Source organism: Paenibacillus sp. GCM10027628 (assembly GCF_042676385.1).
In the GTDB taxonomy this organism is placed as follows: Bacteria; Bacillota; Bacilli; order Paenibacillales; family NBRC-103111; genus Paenibacillus_E.
On record NZ_JBHTHA010000003.1, the window covers coordinates 172,204 to 194,660 of the forward strand.

The window sequence follows — 22,457 nt, forward strand, 5'->3', positions numbered from 1 at the left end:
CTGGATAGTATATGATGTTATCTTCGCGAAGGTTATCATTTATGTGAAAGGATGCACGCGATGAGCCTAATCATATATCCGCCGACTTTAGATTGGTCATGGATGAAACAACGACCGCAGCATATCATGAGCCAATTGGCAAGAAGCGGGCATACCGTGTACTATTGCAATCGAACCCAAAGCCAGCGGCCGCTGGAGGAACTAGAGCCCAGACTATACCTTGTACATCAGCATGACCATTGGATACGCGAGGAATTGTCACAGCTTCGTGCAGGCAAGAGAGCTGTTATAGGCGTCTGGTGTACCCAGGCATCACAAGCCCGAGACCTCAAACAGTTGTATCAACCGGATTGGATTCTTTACGATTGTGTGGACGATTTTGCCCATGCGGCTCCCCATGAGGAAGAAATGGTTGAGCTGTCCGATGCCATCATTTGCACATCCGGCCGGCTGCATTTGCGTTTGACGGCCAGTTATCCTGCGAGAAGGATCGAACTGATCAGGAACGGCTACGATGCTGACATGCAGCTGCATTTACCTTTGTCTGGGGATGGAATGCCCGACTTGTCCCGCAGTACCAATGAAAAAATCATTGGTTACGTCGGAGCCTGGGCTCCATGGGTAGATGAAATTCTTATCCGTAAACTGGCTGTGATCCCCGGGGTGAAGATCGTCATTATCGGTGCCGAATTTGAAAGAAAATTCCGAGCCTCATCTTATCAAGATAACGTGGTTTATTTAGGTATGAAATCTCACGAACAACTGGCCGGGTACATCCGGTTATTTGATGTTTGCATCATTCCATTCAAAATCACGCCCGTTACGCTGGCAACGAACCCGATAAAAGCTTACGAATACCTCGCATCGGGGAAGCCGGTGGTGACAACGGATATGCCGGAGTGTCGAGCTTTGGAACCCTACTTGGATACGGCTGGATCACATGCCGAGTTCATTCGGAAAGTTATCAATCGCTTGGAACATCCGGGCAACCCCACGGCTAGAATACAATTTGCGCTTATGCACACTTGGGAACAGCGCATGCACCCGATTAAAGCGCTAATTCGGGAGATCGAGGCAGCGCGCTAATTTTCCAGTAATTGATTCGATAACAAATATTGAATGATTTGTTCGGCTGATTCTTTAACCGTTTGGCAATCCGTCGGTATGACGATTTCAGGATGCAACGGATGTTCATAGGGAGCGGAGATTCCAGTGAAATCGCGGATTTCTCCTGTTCGTGCTTTTTTATAAAGGCCCTTGGGGTCGCGCTGTTCGCAGACATCTAGGGGACATTGCACATAAACCTCAACAAACGCTTTATCTTCAAACAAAGTTCGTGCCGCATCGCGATCAGCCCTGTATGGTGAAATCAGGCTAAGTAAAGTAATCATTCCGGCATCCGTAAAAAGCTTGGCAACCTCAGCGCCTCGTCGGATATTTTCTCTCCTGTCCATTGCGGAAAATCCAAGGTCACGATTGATCCCATGCCGCAGGTTATCACCATCCAATACATACGCGTGGATGTTTTTCTCAAAAAGCAACCACTCCACCTCGAAGGAAATCGAAGTTTTACCGGAACCGGACAGACCTGTAAGCCATAGGACACAACTTTTATGCCGATTACGGTTATATCGGTCTGACTTCGTAACCTTACTTAGCTGACGGTATATGTGCTTTCGATCCGATTCATTTTCCATCGCAGGCAACCTCCTGTTCGCTGAGTAAAGGGCTACTAATAAAATGTATGGCAAATGGTGGCGAAACTCTTGGGCATTGAGGCCCGTGCATGGACATTTTTAAAGGTGGCTATGAAATGGATGGCAGTTGCGATAATATATACCGTATGTAAACGGAAAGGGGTATCCCCATGATCATAAGTGACATTCATCATTTTGAGCAGGAGCGCAACCTGTGGCCGGCGGCAGTGCAGAGAGGCATCGCGTATATCCTTACCCGCAATCTGAGCGAAGCAGAACCCGGACGATATCCCCTCGAAGGAGAGGATGGCGAACTGATGTTTGCCAATGTTCAGGAACTCGTCACCCGGCCCAAGCAGGAGCAGATGCCTGAATCTCATGCGGTCTATACCGATATTCAGTTTCTGGTTAGCGGTGAAGAGCGGCTCTGCTTCTACAAGCTGCACCCGGACGTCCAAATGGTTGCGAATAAATTCGACTCGCACGACATTGCTTTTTACGAATTAACGGCTGAACAGCTGGAAACCGATGTGATTTTGAAACCGGGCATGTTTGTGGTTTGCTTTCCATCGGATATTCACCGGCCGAACTGCGCTGTTTACGGGGAAACAACGAACAAGAAGATCGTCATTAAAATCCATAGGGATCTTTTGCAGCTTTAATTGAATCCGGACAGCCAAACTTTCCAGGTCATCCCGCATGACTTCGGAAAGTTTTTTCAATTTACACATGAAAATCTCACTAATTGTTCCCGTATATCTCTTGCAAGGGACTGTATTATAATTAACTTTACGACAAATTTCTTGCGCCGAGTGGTGATAATGATGCTCCAAACCTTTATGAAAAAAACGAATAATATCCGCATCAAAAACAAGATTATACTCGCATTTATTCTGGTCGTCGTGATTCCCGTTTTGATCGCATCTTGAAGTTGTAAGCGCTTATAAGGACTTTCATTTCAATCAGCCTACACCGGAGGATTTTGACAAAGTATGGGATGCTTTCATGGCAGACCTGGATAAAGTCGGCGTGAAGAAGATGGGTGAGCAATTTACACAGTTGGTGAAAGACAGAGTGAAGCTTTGGAACTAGTAAGCTGAGCGCCGAAAGGAGTCATCCATTATGATCAGATTGTTTCAAACGCATCGAATTCGCCGCGAAACCGAGTTAGAGGGAATGTGGGATTTCACAACTGTGCCTGATGATGAAAGGCTGCTGCCCCCAAGTACATACGAGTACACGATGCCCGTTCCGGGATGCTGGGATGTACATCCTGATTTTCAGACATATCGCGGGGTGGGTTGGTATCGGCGCATTGTAAGGATTTCGAGATCGGGGCCTGTTCGATTCGAATTTCACGGTATCAGTCATACGGCGGATATTTATTTGGATGGCCGTCCTATAGGCCACCACTATAATGCATATACGCCATTTTCCCTCGTCATCGCGGATATTGCGGAAGGAGAACATGAGCTGGCGATCAGGGTCGATAATTCGTTCTCCGCAGCATCAGCGCTGCATGTTCCCAACGATTACTATACCTATGGAGGGATCATTCGCCCGGCCGTTCTGGAGGAGATCACGGATGTATTTGTGGAAAGGGTGCATTTTACCCCGATATTTGAAAAAGGGGCATGGAGCGGCACAATCAACGTGATGGTTCGGAATGTATCAACGATCGGGCGAACAATCGAAATCAAAGCTACGCTCGCTGATAAGGATTTTACGGTTGGCATCGCCATGATAGACGCCGATTCATCGGCTGAGCTCTCAGTGACGCTGGATTTTCCAGAGGTAACACCGTGGTCGCATGAAGCTCCCCAGCTGTATGTGCTGGAAACTCAGCTATTTGATCAAGAGAGCGCTGAGCCCTTAGATGATTGGATCGAACGTATCGGATTTCGCGTCATCAGCACGGAAGGCGGGCAAATTCGCTTGAACGGCAAGGAGATCAGGCTGAAGGGGGTTTGCAGACATGAAGATCACCCACTCGTTGGAGCGGTATTCCCGCTGCAGCTGATGGCAGCCGATCTGGATTTGATCGCCGATATGGGGGCAAACGCGGTTCGTACGACCCACTATCCGAATGATCGGCGCTTTCTCGATTTGTGCGATGAACGGGGGATCTATGTGTGGGAGGAGAATCATGCGCGCGGCCTGGGGCTGGAACAAATGCGCCACCCTCTCTTTGCCGAGCAATGTGAGAACTGCAACCGGGAAATGGTAGAGCAGCACTATAATCATCCCAGCATCCTCATTTGGGGGATTCTTAACGAATGTTCCAGCGAAACGGAGGAAGGCAGAACGCATTATGAAAGGCAGCTTAGACAAATCCGCAGTATGGATGCGAGCCGTCCGCTCAGTTATGCGTCGCATCATCATTTTACCGACATTTGCTTGGAGTTGGCAGATATCGTCTCCTTCAACGTATATCCGGGTTGGTACACCGAAGATATGCCCGGAAACTTGAGCGACCGGTTAAAGGCATGGGCGGATCAATCGGGCGGTGCGGATAAACCATTCATTCTAAGCGAATTTGGCGCTGACGGTTATTACGGATTTCGCTCCCCGGCACGCGTGAAAGGCTCTGAGGAACGCCAGGCGGACATTGTCGGCCAAGCGCTGGAAGATTTCCTGGAGCGGCCTTACATCTCGGGGATGTTCATCTGGCAATTTTGTGATTGCCGGGTCACGGAGGGAACAGGATGGTTGCTGGCACGAGCGATGACGAAGAACAGCAAAGGGATCGTGGACGAGTATCGCAGACCCAAGCTAGCCTACGAAATGGTGCGCAGCTTTTACCGCCACGCCATAGAGGTTGACCGAATGCTCTAGAGTAGCGCTCCTTATCCGCCGAATGGCGGTCCACACCCAACAATAACGGGAAAATCTACCGTTAATATTGGCTGTTACAAGGTGGGGAGTGAGATTAACTGGAATTTGTACCGCTAATTCGACAGATCTTGCTGTCCATGCTCCAATCCGGCTGTTTTAGCGGTAGAATTTCCATGTAAACTTGCTTGTAGGGCTCCCTCGTTCAATATTACCGCCAGTTTTTCCTGTTAAGCTCGGAAACTGCGGTGGTTGAAACACTCTGTAATTTCGTTTGTAGTAACGCCCGATAGTAGAAACGATCTGCTAGGACTGGTAATTAAACGTTTTGCGATAATCCGTGGGCGTTAAATTTTTCAAGGATTTGAACGTCTTGATGAAATAACTCGGACTCTCAAAGCCGACCTCGCTGGCAATATCGATGATTTTGATCTTAGGGTCTTCCAGATATTTCATTGCCTTTTCGACGCGTAGAAAGTTGAGGTATTCGATAGGCGTTTTTTTCACAATGGATTTGAAAAAACGGCAAAAATGCCCCTCGCTCATCGAGATCAGGGATGCGAGATCCTGAATAAGAATCCGTTCCTTATATTGCGCGTGCATATAGTGGAGGACGGGCTTGATCCTCTCGACTTTGGCTGAATCCGAAGAGATCCGCTGCGAGTCGGAGGTTGGCTCGCCATGCGGAAGCAGCTCGGCGAATAGGGAGAGAAGGGCGGCTTTAATTTTCAGCTCAAAGCCAAACGGTTTCGCCTCATATTGCTCGATGATGTCCCTAAGTAGCAGAAGCAGCCGCTGCTCCCAAGCACTGGATGGACGAAACCTATCGGGCAGTATGAACCGCCGTTCCATCCACGGTTCGATGTATTTGCTTTGAATGGCATCGTAGGCGCTGCTGCTGAGCAAGGAGGGGTCGAAGACGATCGCATGAAAATGAGCAGGATGATCGCCGCTTGGGTAGCAGGCATGCAGCTGCCCGCTGGGAATCAGCAGCGCTTCTCCCTGCTGCAGCTCCGTGACAGCAGATCCAATATGAAATTGGGCGCTTCCCTCCGTCATATAAATCCATTCAATCTCTTGATGCCAATGATAGTTGAAGAACGTATCATTCTCTTTTTCCACTTTGTATACGCTGAGCGGGAACATAAGGTCGCCATGTATACGGCCTTCATGCAAGGTTTCGAAATCCATAAGAGCAGATCTCCTATATCAATATTGTTATATCGAAATATCAGTATTCTGCAAGACGAATGTGCTGTAAACCGATTACTATTTTAATTAAGAATCAAGATAAAGATCAAGATTATTATAAATGATACGATAAGGGGATGACATCCTTGAAATTTAGCGACGGCCAGTGGATGACCCGTAAGGGCTACCAAATTATAAGTCCTGTCCAGGTACACGACGTTTATACAACCGATCGTTCAGTTACACTGTTCGGTCCGCCTAGACCGATCGTTGACCGATCCGGCGAGTTGGATACACCGCTCATCGAGGTGAAGCTTTCTTCGCCGCTGAAAGATGTAATCCGCGTGCAAATTTATCATCATAAAGGGAAGCGGCAGGTCGGGCCTTTCTTCACGATCAACACGGATGAAAGCCTCTCGGTTGAAGTCCAAGAGAATAAGCAGGAAGCGAGTTTAATGAGCGGCAGTTTACGCGCGAGCATCCACAAAGATCAGCCGTGGAACCTGCAGTTCGATTACAACGGGCGCAAGCTGACTTCAAGCGGCTTCAAAAGCATGGGCTATGTGATTTCTGATAATGAGGGCAATTTTATGCGAGATCAGCTTGACTTGGCTGTAGGAGAAAGCGTTTACGGACTCGGCGAACGGTTTACCTCGTTTGTGAAAAACGGTCAAAGCGTTGATATTTGGAACCGTGACGGAGGAACGAACTCCGAGCAGTCTTATAAAAATATTCCTTTCTATGTCACGAATAAAGGGTATGGGGTATTCGTCAATCACCCTGAGAATGTTTCGTTCGAAGTTGCTTCGGAGAAGGTATCCAAGGTGCAGTTCAGCGTAGAAGGCGAGTACCTCGAATACTTCCTGATCGGCGGAGCCGACCTGAAGGAAGTGCTTGGCAATTACACGACATTAACCGGCAAGCCTGCGCTGCCGCCGGCATGGACGTTCGGCCTCTGGCTGACGACATCGTTCACGACCAACTACGACGAATCCACAGTGACAAGCTTCATCGACGGGATGGCGGAGCGGGAACTGCCGCTGCACGTCTTCCATTTCGACTGTTTCTGGATGCGGGAGTTCCATTGGTGCGACTTCGAATGGGATAAACGCATTTTTCCGGAACCGGAGAAAATGCTGCAGCGGCTGAAAAGCAAGGGTCTGAAAATCTGCGTCTGGATTAATCCGTATATCGCACAGCGGTCTCCGATGTTCGAAGAAGGCATGCAGAACGGATACCTGATCCTAAAACCGAACGGCGACGTCTGGCAGTGGGATATGTGGCAGCCGGGTATGGGGATTGTCGACTTCACCAATCCGGCCGCGTGCGAGTGGTATGCGAGCAAGCTGAGAAGGCTGGTCGATATGGGCGTCGACTCGTTTAAGACCGATTTCGGCGAACGCATTCCGACGGATGTCGTCTATCATGACGGCTCGGATCCGTTCAAAATGCACAACTACTATACACAGTTGTACAACAAAGTCGTCTTCGACGTGCTGGAAGAAAAGCTGGGCAAAGGCGAAGCGGCCCTGTTCGCCCGCTCCGCCACGGCCGGCGGACAGCAGTTCCCGGTTCACTGGGGCGGCGACTGCACGGCCACGTATGAATCGATGGCAGAAAGCCTCCGCGGAGGCCTTTCGCTCGGCTTGTCCGGCTTCGGATTTTGGAGCCACGATATCGGCGGCTTCGAAAGCACCTCCAGTGCGGATCTCTACAAGCGGTGGGCCGCGTTCGGCTTGCTCTCCAGCCACAGCCGCCTGCACGGAAGCCGTTCGTACCGCGTTCCGTGGATATATGATGAAGAAGCCGTCGATGTGCTTCGTTTCTTCACGAAGCTTAAAAGCAAGCTGATGCCTTACATGTTCAGCACCGCAGTCGAGGCTTCGCTAAAAGGTTTGCCGCTCATGCGCGCTATGATGCTGGAGTTCGGTGACGATCCAACCTGCGATGTGCTGGATCGACAATATATGCTCGGGGACTCGTTGATGGTTGCTCCGGTTTTTGATGAAACAGGTCTGGCATCTTACTACCTGCCGGCCGGAACTTGGACTAACTTCTTGAACGGCGCTCAGGTCGAAGGCGGCAAATGGTTCAAAGAGCGCCACGACTACATGAGCATTCCGCTCTTCGTACGTCCGAACACTTTACTGGCCTTAGGTACGGTGGATGAGAAGCCGGATTACGACTATACGGTGCTCAGCGAGTACCATCTGTTTGAGCTGGAAGACGGCCGGGAAGCCATATCTCGTGTTTATCATCCGACAACCAAGCAAGAGGTTACGCTAACTGCGGCTCGCAGCGGTAATATGATCCGGGTTGCGGCTGCTGGAGCAGCAGAAGGCAGCAAGTGGAGCCTCGTTCTAAGAGGCGCATCCTCAACAGTTAGAGTTGAGGGAGGCACTCAGGAGGCGCACGAATTCGGCGTGCGTATCACCGCGAGCGCTTTTGAAACAATTACCATAATGCTATGACGAACTTTCCCCCTTTTAGTCTGAGTAGACTTAAGGGGGAAAATTCTGTTCCAGCAGAAAAAATCAACAATAGGAAGGAGAGGGAATTTTGGAACGGATCTTTCACATCTTGAACGGGCGGCTGCGCAGCAAGCTGATCGTCGTATTTTCGCTCATTGTAGCCTTCATTGTGATCTTGCTTTCTTACCTCTCCTATCGGCAATCGTCCTTGATGAACGAGGAGAATTTCATAGCCGGCAACCAGAAGATCATGAAGCTGGTTAATCAGAACCTCGACAATTATATCAGTAAGATAGACGAGTTTACATTAGCACCGCGGAAAGATTCCGTGTTCATGGACTCGATTATTTCAAGCGAATATCTGGCGCAATTCCAAATTCAGAATCAGATCAAGAACATGTTCTACTCGCGGGAGGATATCGAAGAAATTACGGTTTATACGCCGATCAATCACACCAGTTACCGGCTCTCTCGTTCTACGGTCAATCTATCTCAGCAAAGCGATTATCAAACAGAGCAGGAAGCTTGGTACAAAGAAGCGGCGGGGAGTCCAAAGTTTCGCAGTATGGAACCTGCAGCCCAGCCGCAGCAATTTCTGGTGTTTCACCGGATTCTCATCAATATCGCCGATAAACGTCCGCTGGCAGTGATTTCGGTTACGCTAAATGATCGGGAGCTGAACCGTATATTCGGTGATCTAACGGACAAATCGGGCGAAATCGTCGGACTATTTAACCATGAGAATCAGCATTTCTATAGCAACCAAGGTGAGGTAACCGAGCCACAGTGGAATGCTTTGCTGAAGACAGTCGACGAGCAAAGCGGGGAAGCCGGTTATATGGAGCAGAGCTTGGATCATTCTTCATTCTTGCTTCAATACAATATTTCCGCTCAAAATAAGTGGAAGCTGGTTAAGCTGACGCCAACAGCTGAGCTGAATAGAGCCGCTGCGGACGCAAGACGGATTAATTTAGTCGTGGGCAGCGGATTTTTATTGTTCTCCATTATCGTGGTCATCTTCGTTTCCAATGCGATTACCAGGCGGTTAAAAGATTTCTCGCGTAGAATCGAACAGCTGGGAGAAGGGAATTTCGAACTGGATTATGAGTTCAAAGGAAGAGACGAAATCGCGCATCTCTCCCGAAAGTTCAATCAGATGGTGGTCAGAATCAACGATTTGATTGCGGAGCGCTATGAAATGAAGCTGAACGAGCGCAATGCACGGCTAAAGGCGCTTGAAGCGCAGATTAATCCGCACTTTTTATATAATTCGCTGCAGGCGGTTTCGACGGAGGCAATTATTCACGAGGTCGATTCCATCCGCCTCATGGTTGATGCCTTGGCTTCGTCTCTCCGGTATTGCATCAAAGACGGGGAAACCGTCAGCGTAGGACATGAGTTGGCACATATTCAAAACTATTTGATCTTGCAAAAAGCGAGATTCGGCGATCGGCTGCAGGTGGCGATCGACATACCTTCGGAAGTCATGGTCGTGCCGATCCCCAAAATGACTTTACAAATTTTGCTGGAAAACGCGATTGAACATGCACTGGAGCAAATGTCCGAAGCGATTTATATCGAAATCAGAGCCGATTGGGATGAACAATGGCTGGTCCTTCATGTCGCTGACGACGGTCCGGGCATGACGGCTGAACGTTTGGACGAAGTCAGAGCAGGGATGAATGACAATTATTTGGAGGTTCAGGAAGAGATCGGCTTAAAGAATCTGTATTCCCGCATCAAGTTGATGTATGGCGGTGACGCCCATATCACCATAAGCAGTCAGCCGAATCAAGGCACCGATATTCAAATCGGATTGCCGGTCAGAAAGGAGGGGCAGCATGTACAAAGCACTGATTATTGATGACGAGGAACCTGCAAGACGCGCAATCCGTGCGCTTGGAGCTTGGGCCGAATACCGGATTACAACGGTGGCGGAAGCAAAGGACGGTCTAGAGGGGCTAAGTCTGCTGAAAACCTTACAGCCCGATTTGATTTTTGTCGATATGCGCATGCCTTTCCTGGGTGGAGTGGAGTTTTTACGGCAAGCCCAAGCAGTATCGGGAGGTAAGTATATTGTTGTGAGCGGTTACGACGATTTCGAATTCGCCAGGGGAGCTATTACTTCCGGAGCTCTGGATTACATGCTGAAGCCGATCAAAAAAGCGGAGCTGAATCAGGCGATAGCGAAGGCTGTGGAGCAGCTTGACCGTGAGCAGGCAGAACGGGACAACAGGATGACCGGCGCGATTTTGCAGAACATCTCGATGCCGCTCGTGAAGGAAAAAATATTTGCCTCGATTATCGACCAGAATGGCAAATTTCATAAAATCAAAGAATTGGAACAACTGATTGAATCGAAGCCGGAGGACCGTTTTCAAGTCATCGTCATGACCATTTTGAACTTATCCGAAGTAAGTCAAAAGAAATTCGGCGGTGACATGCACGCTTGCTATTATGCGATAACCAACGCATTAAATGAGCTTTTTTCAGAGGCCGGACAGCCATTCAGCTTTAAAAGCAGTAGAGCAGAGCAGGAATTTATCATCGTGCTGTCTCCTTTGAAGCAAACGATGCGCATGAACGATAAAGCGCTTCAATGGGCAATGTTCCGACTGCGGGAAACGTTTGGAGCCAAGTGCATGGCAGCAATCGGAGCGGCAACGGAACGTCTGGATCAATTGGATACCGCGTATCAGTCGGCCAAAATGGAGTTGATGCGGTCCAATTTGCTGGAATCCGGCGTTGCAGAGGCAGACCGGACCCAGGTCGCCGCCAATCGAATATCGATTATAGCGAAAAAGGATGTGCTGCTGCATGCTTTGGAAACGGGCAGCACGGTTTATGCCGGGACCATCATCAGGAATTTTTTCGAGGAGATTAGAAGAGCCGGCTATTTCAGCTTGGAGATGATGCTGCAATGCAATACGGAATTTCGGATCATCACCGAACAACTCGCGATGGAAAGCACCTTCTCCGCCTATCCTTCGCAGCTTCTGGAGCGATTCGTTTTGGAATTCGATGACCGGGTGATGGAATTTGGAGCTTACGAATTGGCGCTGACCGGTTTCATGGAGGAATGGTTCGAAGCAGCGATCAGAGGCCGTAGATCCGGAGATAAGCCTAGTGTCGATCAAATTAAGGACTATATTGACGATCACTATTATGAAGACATCTCCATCGCGTTTTTTACGGAAAAGCATTTTATCAGCAAAGAGCATTTGCTGCGCCTTTTCAAGCACAAATTCGGCTGCGGCATTTATGAATATACGCTTCAAGTCCGCATGGACAAGGCCAAGGAGCTGTTGAAGGATCCCGAACTGAAAATACAAACCGTTAGCGAGACTATCGGATTTAACGATACGAACTATTTCAGCAAAGCGTTTAAGAAGCATATCGGGGTATCACCGCTTGAATATAGAAAGCAATCCGCACATGACATTTTTTTACCCTAATGAAGGCACCATTTTGCATGGAACCTAGAGCAGAAATCTAGTTAAATGAAACTATGCTTAACGCTTACAAACAAAAAGGGAGGCAACATTCACATGAGCAAAAGATCTCTAGGCGTAATCACAACTTCGGTACTTGCCGTATCCATGCTGGCCGGTTGTGCAAGCGGCTCCAAACCTGAGGCGACTAACGCGGGTTCTACAGAAAAAGCGGCTGCAACAGCTTCGCCTGCCGGCACCAAACCGGTGACGCTGAGCATCCTGCAATATGCGCCGGAGATGACCGACGCCATGCATCATTTGGCCGATGAATATCATAAGCAAAATCCGAACGTAACCATCGACATCACGATCCATCAGGATGATTACCCGACGCTTCTTAAGACGCGCATCAATTCCGGCGACATTCCGGATATCTTCATGTCCGGCGCCTACAACGAGAATAAAACATACAAAGACTACGCCTACGATTTGTCTAAAGAAGACTTTATGAAAAACATCGCAGACTCGGCCAAGACAGGCGTGACCTTGGACGGCAAAGTCCTCGGCTATCCGTTCATTCTTCAATCGCATTCCTTCATTTACAATAAAAAGCTGTTTGCCGAAGCGGGCATCACCGAGCTGCCCAAAACATACAGTCAATTGGAGGAGGCGGCGAAGAAGCTTCAAGCCAAAGGCATCATTCCTTTCTCCAATGGGTACAAAGAATGGTGGGTGCTGGAGCAGACCTTTACGCAGGTCATGTCCTCCATGGGCGGCGACTATGCGGCAACATTTGCCGAAATCAACGCGGGTAAAAAGAAGCTGAGCGACATTCCGGCGGCGATGAATATTTTCGATTTGCTCGACATTACGACGAAATATGGTAATCCGAAGCCGCTTGAAACGGATTTCAACGCGCAGGTGAACTTGTTCGCACAGGGCAAGGCCGCGATCATGCACCAAGGCACTTGGGCCGAAGAATCGATTCGTAAAATCAATAAGGATCTCGACATCGGCTTCATGGCTGGCCCAGTCGGCGAAGACGGCTCCAAAGCCGGACTCATGGTCGATTCCAATATCGTCTACCGGATCAACAAAGATTCCAAAAACCTTAAAGAAGTGTTGAAGTTCTTCAACTGGCTGACCACTTCCGATTACGGCAAGAAATTCGTTCCTGCGGAAACGAAACAAATATCCACGATCAAAGATGCTCCTTTCCCGGATGCGCAGCTCGCGAAGGCAACGTCTGAATTCGTGAAAAGCGGTGTCACTTATCCTTGGGTCAAAGGCTACTGGCCGGACGGTTATGAGCAAAAGGCAGGCGAAATCTTGCAGAAATACGTAGGAGGCGCGGCAACGAGAGATCAAATCAAAGACGAGCTCGACAAAACCTGGGCGAAATTAGCCAAGGCAGCTGAGTAAACGCTGCGACTGCCCCTCTGATTTCCCATCGTGAATTCGGATCGCCCGGCGGTCCGGGTTCACGATTACTTTATAAGCACCGGAGTGAGATCAATGAAAGCTTTCAATAAAACAGCCAGAAGCTATACGGAATTTTTCGTTTTTGTTACGCCGGCAATGATCTTCATTTTGCTTGCAGCCATCATTCCGTTTCTTTTGTCGCTTTATTACTCTTTGACCAAATGGAACGGCGTAGGCAAAAACATCAAATTTATCGGACTCGATAACTTTATCGAGCTATTCACTACGGATACAGGCTCCTTGAAATCCCTTTTCTTTACTTTGCTATACGGCATTCTGAACGTTATTTTGACGAATGTCATTGCCATTACTCTTGCTGTTCTGTTGACGAAATCTTTAAAGTCCAAAGCTGTGCTTCGAGCGGCTTTTTTCATTCCGAACATTATCAGTCTGGTCATTATCGGATTTATTTGGAAGTTTGTGTTTACGCGGGTTTTCGAAGCTTTGCACGAAGCTACGCATTGGTCTCTGTTTCAATGGAGCTGGCTGGGGGATCAGCATCTGGCGTTTATATCTATCCTGTTGGTCAGTGTATGGCAATCTGTCGGCTTTTACATGATGATTTATATTACGGGGCTTCAATCGATTCCTTCTGAGCTGAATGAAGCCGCATCGATCGATGGCGTGGTCGGACTGAAGCGGTTTTTCACGATTACACTTCCTTTGCTGATGCCTTCCCTGACGGTTGCTTTCTTTTTGACAATAGCGAACTCTCTTAAGGTGTTCGATATCATTTATACATTGACCTTCGGAGGGCCCGGAGGCGCTACAACGAGTATTACGATGGATATCTACAATGAAGCTTTCGTGAATAACCGATTCGGGTATGCTACGGCAAAATCGCTGCTATTTGTCGTATTGATCCTGCTCATCACAGTACTTCAGGTTAAATTTTTCAAAAGTAAGGAAGTGGAAGCATGACGCGCCGAGTCCGAAGAAACTTACTGCTGCTGGAAGTTATCGTCATTTTGCTGACCTGCGCATTCCTGTACCCGCTCTTCCTGGTACTGATCAATACGTTCAAGGATTACAAGGAAGTCGTAACCAATGTGGTCAGCCTGCCACGGGCGTTCAGCTTTGAGAATTATGTACAAGTTTGGGATTTGATGAAATATCCGCAACTCTTTTTGAACACTTTATTTATAACCATAGTCAGTGTACTCGGCATATTGCTGTTCGGATCGATGGCCGGCTATAAATTGTCCCGGACAAAAAGCAAACTGAGCGCGTTGCTGTTCTTTCTCGCGATTTCACCGATGATGCTGCCGTTTCAATCGTTCATGATTACCTTGACGAAGCTTTCCAAAGAGCTGCATTTGATCAATAGCTTAAGCGGCCTGAACGTTATTTACTGGGGGCTCGGTTGTCCGCTAGCGATTTTTATGTTTCACGGCTTCGTGAAATCCATCCCGGCAGAGCTTGAAGAGTGTGCAGCCATGGACGGCTGCTCTTCGTATCGGATCTTCTTTCAGATCGTATTTCCGATCATGATACCTGTCATCAGTACGGTCGCCATTCTTAATGTGATGTGGATATGGAATGACTTCCTGCTGCCGCTTATTATGCTCAACGGCAAAGAAGCAACTTTACAGCTCGCTTCCTACAAGTTTTTCGGCCAGTACAAGAGCGAATGGAATTACGCGCTGACCGCTGTCGTTTTCACAACCACACCACCCATCTTGTTTTTCTTGTTCATGCAGAAATTCATTATCAAAGGCATGGTTGCCGGTGCGGTCAAAGGTTAATTTTACTTTTTTAAAAAGAAAAGTCTGCTCGGACCCATGAACTTGGGCGCTAGCAGACTTTTTCGCATATTTACGATCGACCTGGACTCGGTATCATCTTAGCCTTTTTCCAGCCGCCGAACCGGTAATACAGCACATTCAGCGTAGCTGCGACCGTGAAACTGATCGGGAACGTCCACCAGATCGCATCGAACCCGATGGTATGACCTATATACGTAGCTAGAGGAATACGAACGAGCAACAAGGCGATGAATGCGACAACAAGCGGGAATACGACAGCCCCGGCAGAGCGGACAACCCCGGCAACAACGTTAAAGATGCCGAATAGGATAAACGACCAAACCGTCAGATTGTTAATGTGTACGCCAATATCAATGGCTTTCCCCTCAGCTGGGAGGAAGAGACCTACCGTTTCGCGGTTGAACAAATGAAGCAATACGACCAGAAGGCCGGTAAGGACGATGTTGACGCTCACGCCTGACCATGTAATCCTCGTAACGCGATCCCATTTTCCCGCACCGATATTTTGCGCCGCCATTGAAGTAACGGCTCCGCCGATAGCCATCGCCGGCATTTGCACATAACTAGAGATCTGCATGGAGACCCCGAAGGCTGCTGTCGATTCCGATCCGAAGGAATTGACCAAATGGACGAGAATCAGGTTGCTTAGTGAAACGACGATCATATTCAGCCCCATCGGCAGTCCTTTTTGAACCAAAGTACGAATAATCGTCCAATTGATTCGAAGCAAATGAGTATCGCTTCTTGTAATGCGCAAAAAGTATTTTTTCTGATACAAATACAAAATTAACAGCACGAAGCTGATCGATTGCGCGATAAAAGTAGCAACTGCCGAACCGGCGATTCCCATTTGCGGAAAAGGCCCCATGCCTTTAATAAGCAGTGGATTGAGCACCACATCGAGGATGGCGGACAATAACAAAAAATAAAACGGCGTTTTCGCATCCCCCGAACCGCGCAGGAATGCCATAACCAGATTAAAACCGAACATGAACGGAACGCCGGCGAACATAATGCGGGTGTAAGTAATGGCAAGATCCTTAATATCAGCAGGCGTGTTCATTAGGTCCAGAATGGTTGATGAGAATAAGAGACCGATAAGTGCCACGATAATGGATAAAATGCTGAAAAAAACCGTGCTCGTGCCTACGACTTTCTTGGCCTCGTCGACCTTCTTGGCTCCAAGATTTTGACCGATTAAAATGACGGCCGCCATAGCGAATCCAAAGATAGCGCTGATGAGGAAAAACATAATAATGTTGGCATTGGATGTTGCCGCTAGGGCGCCCTCTCCCAGAAACTTGCCGATCCATATGGAGTTGATAGATCCGTTCAAGGTTTGAAGCACATTGCCTAGTAAAATAGGGAGCGAAAATAAAATTAAAGTCTTGGTAATCGGGCCTTCCGTCAAAGAAGGGCGTGCTTTTTGGGCGTTATTCCCACTCATGGTTGATCTCCTTGTTCTGTAAAATTGGATCTCCCATCAGTATAACAGCTTCCAGCCTAATCCAGAAATTTTAAGTCCTTGCGAAGTTGTCCGTCGAGAATAAAAGGACCGAATGGGAGAAATGCGGCAATGAAAGCAATGAGCATTCGTTTCATCGGCCAGCGGTGATTTAACTTTACGAGTCCCAGTGCCAAGAGATACAAGACGAACAGAACGCCATGGGCCATACCGAAAATCCGGACAGCTTGCGGAAGATCGAGAAAATATTTCAGCGGCATGGCAACGCCAAGCAGAATGAGAAAAGAAGCACCTTCGGCTAATCCGACATAATGAAGAAAAGTTAAAGACCTTTTGAGCATCGCCAGCAACTCCTTAGAAAGATGAGTATGAATTCTACTAGAATTATAGGATTGAATTATGAATTCCATATGAACAACAGATTTCAATGGATCGGTTTTCTTTTTGAATGCGATCGCGCTTCATCTATTGGACACAATCTATTTTTTTTAGTACTATTACTTTACTAGAAAGCAACCGTCACCATATGATACCACTTAGAGCAACACATAGTCAGGGGGAATTTCGATGCTTCGTCTTGGTGAAAAAATCATCGTCATTGCCGATAGCCTAGAGCAGAATCTGCCTATTGGACAATATGGATATATCATTGCATATGATCGAAATGCGGATAACATTTTTGATTACGTCGTACGTATTCCTAAAGAAAACAAGCATTATTACGTACCCGCATCCGATATCGAGCTGGAAGAAGTGCTTCTCACGCAGGAAGCGGAGCGTATCGAGAAAGAGGCCCTCATCGATTATGCGCTTTCTACGAAGAATGAGGAGTTGTTTCGGAGAATCATGAACGGGGACTCGCTGGACGAAGTTCAGATTGAGCCGAACAAAGACGTTCAATCACGAGAAGACTTCATTAAACAAGTCGGTCTGAAGGCTTGGATATAATGGAATGATTATATAAACCCGTATATCAATTGGGGCTCCCCTGATGATGACGGGTTTTTTTGTCATTTCTATTGATAAATACAGGAAATGGTGGTATATTAACTTTCGAATATAAAACTAAATTAGTATTTCAGTTCTGAGGTGCCAAAATGGATCAAAAAAAATTAATGATTATGGAATCCGCTAAAAAATCTTTCGCGCTTTTCGGTTATAAAGGAACAACGATGGATCAGATCGCCAAAATTGCCGGCGTGGGTAAAGCGACGATCTATACATTTTTTGCCAATAAAGAAGATCTTCTGCATGAAATCGTGCAATCTCTGGTTGCGGAAATGAAAGCCGTCGCGGAGAAGGCGATTATGGAAGGCAGTACGTCATTTGAGAAAATTCACGGCGCCATTTATGGCATTCTCGTGTTTCGGAAAGAACATGAAATGCTTATTCAATTAGCGCATGAAGTTCAGCAATACGGAAGCCAGGTCGCTCATGAAGCGATGTCGAGCATCGAAACGGGAGTAGTTGAGTTTATCAGCCAGCACATTGAGCGCGCCATACATAACGGCACCATGAAAAGCTGCGATCCGAAAATAACGGCTTTTATCATGTTTAAACTATATGTCGCTTTAGTTTTTGATTGGGAGAAACAAAACGCTCCCTTAACGAATGAGCGCATTTCTGAGCTGCTGCAGCTTTATTTCGGCAATTTCTTGAGCCAATAATATATTTTGATTTCTTACGGAGGGGTAGACATGCGATTTATACGACCAATCATTTATTCGGTGATGGCGGTAGTCATTGGTACGAGTGCTTTCCTTTTAACGTCCAAGCAGGCGATCAGTCAAACGGACCCGGTCAATCAGGTTCATCCGACGGCTTATATTGAAACGAACGAGGTTAGCGCCAGCTTTAAAGTAGGCGGCAGAGTCACGGAAATTCTCGTGAAAGAAGGCGACACGGTGAAAAAAGGCCAGGTGCTGGCCCGCTTGCAAAGTACCGAGATTGAAGCGAAAGTCGCGCAGGCGAAAGCGGCTGTATCACTCGCGCAAGGCAAAATCGCCGAAGCGGAAGGTGCGACCGCTACGGCGGAAGCGAAGAAGCAGCAAGGCATTGCCGGCGTGAACGTGACGGCTGACACCGCCGAGCAGCAAGTCGCACAGGCCCAAGCTGCCGTGAGTGCAGCTCAGGCCAAAGTTGACGCTCTGCACAACGGTGCGCGTCCGGAAGAGAAGAAGCAGGCCGAGATTCAGTTCAAGGCTGCGACTGATGTCTATACGATCGCCGAGCAGAACCTGAATCGGATGAATGCGATGCTTGAACAAGGGCTCGTGTCTCAAGCCGATGTCGATAAAGTGAAAGTGAGCTATCAGGAAGCGAAGACGAAGAAGGATCTGGCCGAACAGCAGTACAATATGGCCAATCAGGGTCCGCGCGAGGAAGAAATTCGCGGAGCGGAGGCGCTTCTGGAGCAGGCGAAAGCTGCGCTTAAGCTTGCCGAAGCGAATCGTGAAACCGTGCAGGTAAGGCAAGGCGACGTAGCTGCAGCGGAGGCTTCCGTGAAGCAGGCGCAAGGCGCGGTCAAATCCGCGCAATCCGGCGAACAGCAAGCGAAAGCCGCACAGCTCGAAGCAGAGACTTATTTGAGCTACACGGAATTGCTTGCACCGACGGATGGCTTAATTCTTTCCCAATCCGCCCAAGTTGGCGAGCTTGTGGGATCAGGGTTCCCTGTGTTCTCCATGGAATCGACAGAGACGCGATGGGTGAAGTTCTACATGCCGGAAACGGCAGTAGCGGGACTTAAAGTGGGCAACAAAATCAGCATGACGCTTCTATCTACAGGTGAGAAAGTGGAAGGCACAGTTTCGACGGTCGCTGCCGCACCGGACTTTGCCGTCAAGAAAGCCACCCAAACTTCGGGTGAAACGGACATTCGATCTTTTGGCATTAAAGTGGAGTTAAAGCAGCTCCCGGATAGCGCGACAACCGGCATGACGCTGCAGTGGAACGGTAAAACGGAAGGGTGATGAAAGAGATGGATCTTCGGATTGGCAAACTGATATCAGAAGAATGGATGCACATTCTGAAGGACCGGAGGCTTTTTCTCATCTTGTTCTTCGTTCCGATTATGTACACAGTGCTCTTCGGATCGATCTATATGCATCATAAAGTGACCGAGATGGCCACCGTGGTGATCGACGAAGACCAAAGTCCCTTAAGCCGCCAAATCATTCAAGCCTTCGAACAGAGCGAATCGTTCCATATCACGAAGGAGTATCATTCGGAAGAAGAAGTGAAGCGGGCTTTGTCCAGCGGGGAAGCCAAGGTAGGGCTGATCATTCCTTCTAATTTTGAAGCGAAACTGAAGCATGGTGAAACACTGCCTCTATTGACGCTTATCGATGGCAGCAACATGATGATATCAAACTCGGCAACCAAAGGCGCTAACGAAGTCATCACCACGTTCAGCATGGGTTATTCGATGAAAAAGCTTCAGCTGCAGCAAGGGCTTCAAAGCGAACAAGTGATGAACACCCTGTCGCCGATTCCTTATCGTTACCGCATTATGTACAATTCCGCATTTAACTATAGCGATTTTATGCTTTACGGTCTTATGGGCGCTATTTTACAGCAAGTATTATTTCTTGGCATCGCCTTAACGATCACAAGGGAGAAGGATGGGGGCACTTGGCAGCGGTTTGCGGTTTGGAAGCAAAATCCTTGGCGGATCGCTTATGCGAAGACGGCTCCTTACTTCTTGATCAACCTCTTTAACAGCGCCGTCGCTTTTGTCATCGCATTGTACGCGTTCGGAGCACCGCTGGGGGGAAGCCTGCTTGTCGGGCTCGGCCTCATTCTTTGCTTCACCTTCGCGGTCAGCGGGATCGGCTATCTGATCAGTCTGTTTTCCGGCAACCAGCTTGGCGCGACGCAGACGGCGATGCTCATTGCGGTGCCTTCCTTCATGCTTTCCGGATTCACATGGCCGATGGAAGCTATGCCCAAAGCGCTGCAGGTGCTGGGACATTTGCTACCGCTCACTTACTTCTTGGACGGCGTACGCAACGTATTTGTCAAAGGAAACGATATGTCGGTCATCAGTCACGATTGCATCGCATTGATTTTGACCGGTGCATTGACCTACTTTATCGCCATGCTGCTGACACGTTTTGTCGTGTTTTCCAAGAAAAAAACCGAAAAAGCCGCTGCTGGGGCGCAACCCGCGCTTCCTTCAGGAACCAATCTAACCGCGTAACCATTATTGAAAGGATGCGATTATCTTGAAAAAATCTCTGATCAGCTTATCTGCAGCCCTGTTACTCTTTTCAAGTTCGCAAGCGCTCGTTTGGGCCGACAACACCGATACGGATCCGAAACAGAATGTTTATGTTAACAGCGATGTGCTGGAGACGGTCTCCTCGATCGATTTAAACTATGTGTTGGATAAAGCGCTCAAAGATTCGCACAATCTCAATCTGCTCTTACTCAAATATGCGGCTCAAGGCAGTAAAAAAGGCGATCTGGAGCAGCAAATGAACGATATGGGCTCACCATCCTTTACGCCCGGTCATCTTCCAAATACGCCTACGGAGATCGCGAACACGCCAGGCATGCCTCCGATCACTGATCCTACCGACATGGCATGGACGATCATGCAAAATTCAGCCATGAACCAAATGCTGCAGGGCATGGGCGCCATGGCCGGCGGTATGAACAAAATCATCTCTTCGCAGCGCGCCCAAATGAAGACAGCCGCCCATCAGCTTGAAACCGATCAGCGCAACTCGCTGCTCCAAAGCGACGAAGCGAAGGCCGGAATCCGCCTGCAAACAATCGCACAGTACGTGCAGTTGCTTGGCCAGAAGAAACAGCTTGATTTCATGCAGCAGTACCAGGCGGTAATAGAAAAAGATTTGCTTAAAGCAACGCTCTTTGCGCAGCAGGGCCTGGCTTCCTCCGACGATGTGCAAACAGCCAAAAAAGCTCTTAATAAGCAAAAAGACGATATCGTGACCTTAACAAACAACTATCGCTTAGGTCTTGTACAGCTTTCGACGGATATCGGGATCTCGTATGACCCGAATTTGATCATCAAGGATATCGATCCGATTACGATTGAACCCATCGCCGAAACGGACACGATTACCCTGCTGAAAAATTCATACCAGATGAAAATGTCCGGCAACAATATCGATGAAGCGGTCTGGGAGACTGGATATTCCGTCACGCAAAACACATACGGAGACAGTTATCTCGGCGCTAATCTGGCGATCAACGGGCAAAAGAACGAGCAAACGAAGCTGGAACTGACGAAAAAGATCCAAACTACCTATAATGACGCCAAAAATGCTTATCAAACCGTCCTTACCGAACAGCGCAACCTGAATGACGTAAAAGCCGATTTCGAGAAAATGAAATTCCGCTACAGCGTGGGCGTCATCGCCAAGCATGATCTGAACAAATTCGAACTGAAGGTGCGCCAGAACGAGACGACACTGGCCGCCGCCAAACTCAAATATTACGCTCTAAAAGAAAAAGCGAAAGCGATGGACACCGGGTTTATCCAATAAATTTTCTTCAATACAACACGCTATTACCAAACCAAACACAGTCTTTACCAGATGAATAGGGCATCTGTCCTTTTGGTAGAGACTGTGTTTTTCGTTGGTGCCATCACCACCATTTTGTTCTTTACATATAGACCTTTGTTCTTTAAAACCGGGTTTTTACCATTCCCACATTAAATAGCGTACAGGGATTCCGGATTGAGTTCGCAAAATATCTGGGATATAATGAAAAGAATGACTAAACGCTGAAAAAAAGGGGTGTAGAAAACTTGAGTATTACTAAAGCAGATGTCGAGCACGTCGCAAAGTTGGCTAGACTCGATCTCAGTGACAATGAGAAGGAACAATTTACCGAGCAGCTGAATGCCATTTTAAAATATGCCGAACAGTTGAATGAACTCGATACGGAAGGTGTAGCTCCCACCAGCCATGCCATGCCTTTAGTGAATGTTATGCGTGAGGACGTAACTCAGCCGTCTCTGCCAATTGAAAAAATATTATTAAATGCGCCAGACGAAGAAGATGGGCAGTTCAAAGTACCGGCCGTCCTCGAATAGTCCATTGACCACATCAGATGACAGACTGATTGGCGAATAAACCTGCATC

General features: G+C 48.1%; 19 protein-coding genes. 15 read left to right on the top strand and 4 right to left on the bottom strand.

Annotation, left to right across the window (positions count from 1 at the left end; translation table 11 throughout):
• The first annotated feature begins 60 nt into the window (after nt 1-60).
• Nucleotides 61-1,086: a glycosyltransferase gene (locus ACFQZT_RS07665; RefSeq protein WP_379298290.1), complete on the top strand. Its 1,026-nt coding sequence runs from the start codon at nt 61-63 to the stop codon at nt 1,084-1,086.
• Here the strand turns inward: ACFQZT_RS07665 and cysC are convergent.
• Nucleotides 1,083-1,697, bottom strand: a complete 615-nt coding sequence (gene cysC / locus ACFQZT_RS07670; protein WP_379298292.1) for an adenylyl-sulfate kinase — start codon at nt 1,695-1,697, stop codon at nt 1,083-1,085. The genes ACFQZT_RS07665 and cysC overlap by 4 nt on opposite strands.
• A gap of 170 nt (nt 1,698-1,867) precedes the next feature.
• On the opposite strand from cysC, the gene ACFQZT_RS07675 reads away from it, so the two are divergent.
• Together ACFQZT_RS07675 and ACFQZT_RS07680 are read left to right on the top strand one after the other, a co-directional pair.
• Nucleotides 1,868-2,359, top strand: coding sequence for a NanQ anomerase/TabA/YiaL family protein (locus ACFQZT_RS07675; protein ID WP_379298294.1), 492 nt, complete (start codon nt 1,868-1,870; stop codon nt 2,357-2,359).
• 460 nt (nt 2,360-2,819) lie between these two features.
• Nucleotides 2,820-4,532 (top strand): glycoside hydrolase family 2 protein, encoded by a 1,713-nt coding sequence (locus ACFQZT_RS07680; RefSeq protein WP_379298296.1) that lies wholly within the window; start codon nt 2,820-2,822, stop codon nt 4,530-4,532.
• Between the two features lie 303 nt (nt 4,533-4,835).
• Here ACFQZT_RS07680 and ACFQZT_RS07685 read toward each other — a convergent pair whose 3' ends face one another.
• The gene (locus tag ACFQZT_RS07685) at nt 4,836-5,720 is read right to left on the bottom strand and encodes an AraC family transcriptional regulator (RefSeq protein WP_379298298.1); all 885 of its coding nucleotides are present in this window, start codon (nt 5,718-5,720) and stop codon (nt 4,836-4,838) included.
• A 146-nt stretch (nt 5,721-5,866) separates the two neighbouring features.
• Between ACFQZT_RS07685 and yicI the strand changes: the two genes are divergently transcribed.
• The 6 genes from yicI to ACFQZT_RS07715 all read left to right on the top strand — a co-directional run bounded on the left by yicI (nt 5,867) and on the right by ACFQZT_RS07715 (nt 14,852).
• Nucleotides 5,867-8,191, top strand: a complete 2,325-nt coding sequence (yicI, locus tag ACFQZT_RS07690; protein WP_379298300.1) for an alpha-xylosidase — start codon at nt 5,867-5,869, stop codon at nt 8,189-8,191.
• 88 nt (nt 8,192-8,279) lie between these two features.
• Nucleotides 8,280-10,055 (top strand): sensor histidine kinase, encoded by a 1,776-nt coding sequence (locus ACFQZT_RS07695; RefSeq protein ID WP_379298301.1) that lies wholly within the window; start codon nt 8,280-8,282, stop codon nt 10,053-10,055.
• On the top strand, nt 10,033-11,646 hold the full coding sequence (locus ACFQZT_RS07700) for a response regulator transcription factor (RefSeq protein ID WP_379298303.1): 1,614 nt from the start codon (nt 10,033-10,035) through the stop codon (nt 11,644-11,646). Before ACFQZT_RS07695 ends, ACFQZT_RS07700 begins: the two co-directional genes overlap by 23 nt.
• A gap of 93 nt (nt 11,647-11,739) precedes the next feature.
• Nucleotides 11,740-13,047 carry an ABC transporter substrate-binding protein gene (locus ACFQZT_RS07705; RefSeq protein ID WP_379298305.1) on the top strand — a complete coding sequence of 436 codons (1,308 nt, stop codon included), beginning with the start codon at nt 11,740-11,742 and terminating at the stop codon, nt 13,045-13,047.
• A gap of 93 nt (nt 13,048-13,140) precedes the next feature.
• On the top strand, nt 13,141-14,028 hold the full coding sequence (locus ACFQZT_RS07710) for a carbohydrate ABC transporter permease (RefSeq protein WP_379298307.1): 888 nt from the start codon (nt 13,141-13,143) through the stop codon (nt 14,026-14,028).
• Nucleotides 14,025-14,852, top strand: coding sequence for a carbohydrate ABC transporter permease (locus tag ACFQZT_RS07715; RefSeq protein WP_379298309.1), 828 nt, complete (start codon nt 14,025-14,027; stop codon nt 14,850-14,852). The genes ACFQZT_RS07710 and ACFQZT_RS07715 overlap by 4 nt, the downstream gene beginning before the upstream one ends.
• 70 nt (nt 14,853-14,922) lie before the next feature.
• Here ACFQZT_RS07715 and ACFQZT_RS07720 read toward each other — a convergent pair whose 3' ends face one another.
• Together ACFQZT_RS07720 and ACFQZT_RS07725 are read right to left on the bottom strand one after the other, a co-directional pair.
• Nucleotides 14,923-16,320: an MATE family efflux transporter gene (locus ACFQZT_RS07720; protein WP_379298311.1), complete on the bottom strand. Its 1,398-nt coding sequence runs from the start codon at nt 16,318-16,320 to the stop codon at nt 14,923-14,925.
• A 56-nt stretch (nt 16,321-16,376) separates the two neighbouring features.
• Nucleotides 16,377-16,679 carry a DUF3817 domain-containing protein gene (locus ACFQZT_RS07725; protein WP_379298313.1) on the bottom strand — a complete coding sequence of 101 codons (303 nt, stop codon included), beginning with the start codon at nt 16,677-16,679 and terminating at the stop codon, nt 16,377-16,379.
• Nucleotides 16,680-16,905: 226 nt separating this feature from the next.
• Between ACFQZT_RS07725 and ACFQZT_RS07730 the strand changes: the two genes are divergently transcribed.
• The 6 genes from ACFQZT_RS07730 to gatC all read left to right on the top strand — a co-directional run bounded on the left by ACFQZT_RS07730 (nt 16,906) and on the right by gatC (nt 22,408).
• Nucleotides 16,906-17,286 carry an ATPase gene (locus ACFQZT_RS07730; protein ID WP_379298315.1) on the top strand — a complete coding sequence of 127 codons (381 nt, stop codon included), beginning with the start codon at nt 16,906-16,908 and terminating at the stop codon, nt 17,284-17,286.
• Between the two features lie 149 nt (nt 17,287-17,435).
• Nucleotides 17,436-18,005 (top strand): TetR/AcrR family transcriptional regulator, encoded by a 570-nt coding sequence (locus ACFQZT_RS07735; RefSeq protein ID WP_379298317.1) that lies wholly within the window; start codon nt 17,436-17,438, stop codon nt 18,003-18,005.
• Between the two features lie 30 nt (nt 18,006-18,035).
• Complete coding sequence (locus tag ACFQZT_RS07740) at nt 18,036-19,310, top strand: HlyD family secretion protein (protein WP_379298319.1); 1,275 nt, start codon at nt 18,036-18,038, stop codon at nt 19,308-19,310.
• Nucleotides 19,311-19,318: 8 nt separating this feature from the next.
• On the top strand, nt 19,319-20,539 hold the full coding sequence (locus ACFQZT_RS07745) for an ABC transporter permease (RefSeq protein WP_379298321.1): 1,221 nt from the start codon (nt 19,319-19,321) through the stop codon (nt 20,537-20,539).
• Between the two features lie 25 nt (nt 20,540-20,564).
• Nucleotides 20,565-21,854: a TolC family protein gene (locus ACFQZT_RS07750; protein ID WP_379298323.1), complete on the top strand. Its 1,290-nt coding sequence runs from the start codon at nt 20,565-20,567 to the stop codon at nt 21,852-21,854.
• A gap of 266 nt (nt 21,855-22,120) precedes the next feature.
• On the top strand, nt 22,121-22,408 hold the full coding sequence (gatC, locus tag ACFQZT_RS07755; protein ID WP_379298325.1) for an Asp-tRNA(Asn)/Glu-tRNA(Gln) amidotransferase subunit GatC: 288 nt from the start codon (nt 22,121-22,123) through the stop codon (nt 22,406-22,408).
• Nucleotides 22,409-22,457 lie beyond the last annotated feature (49 nt).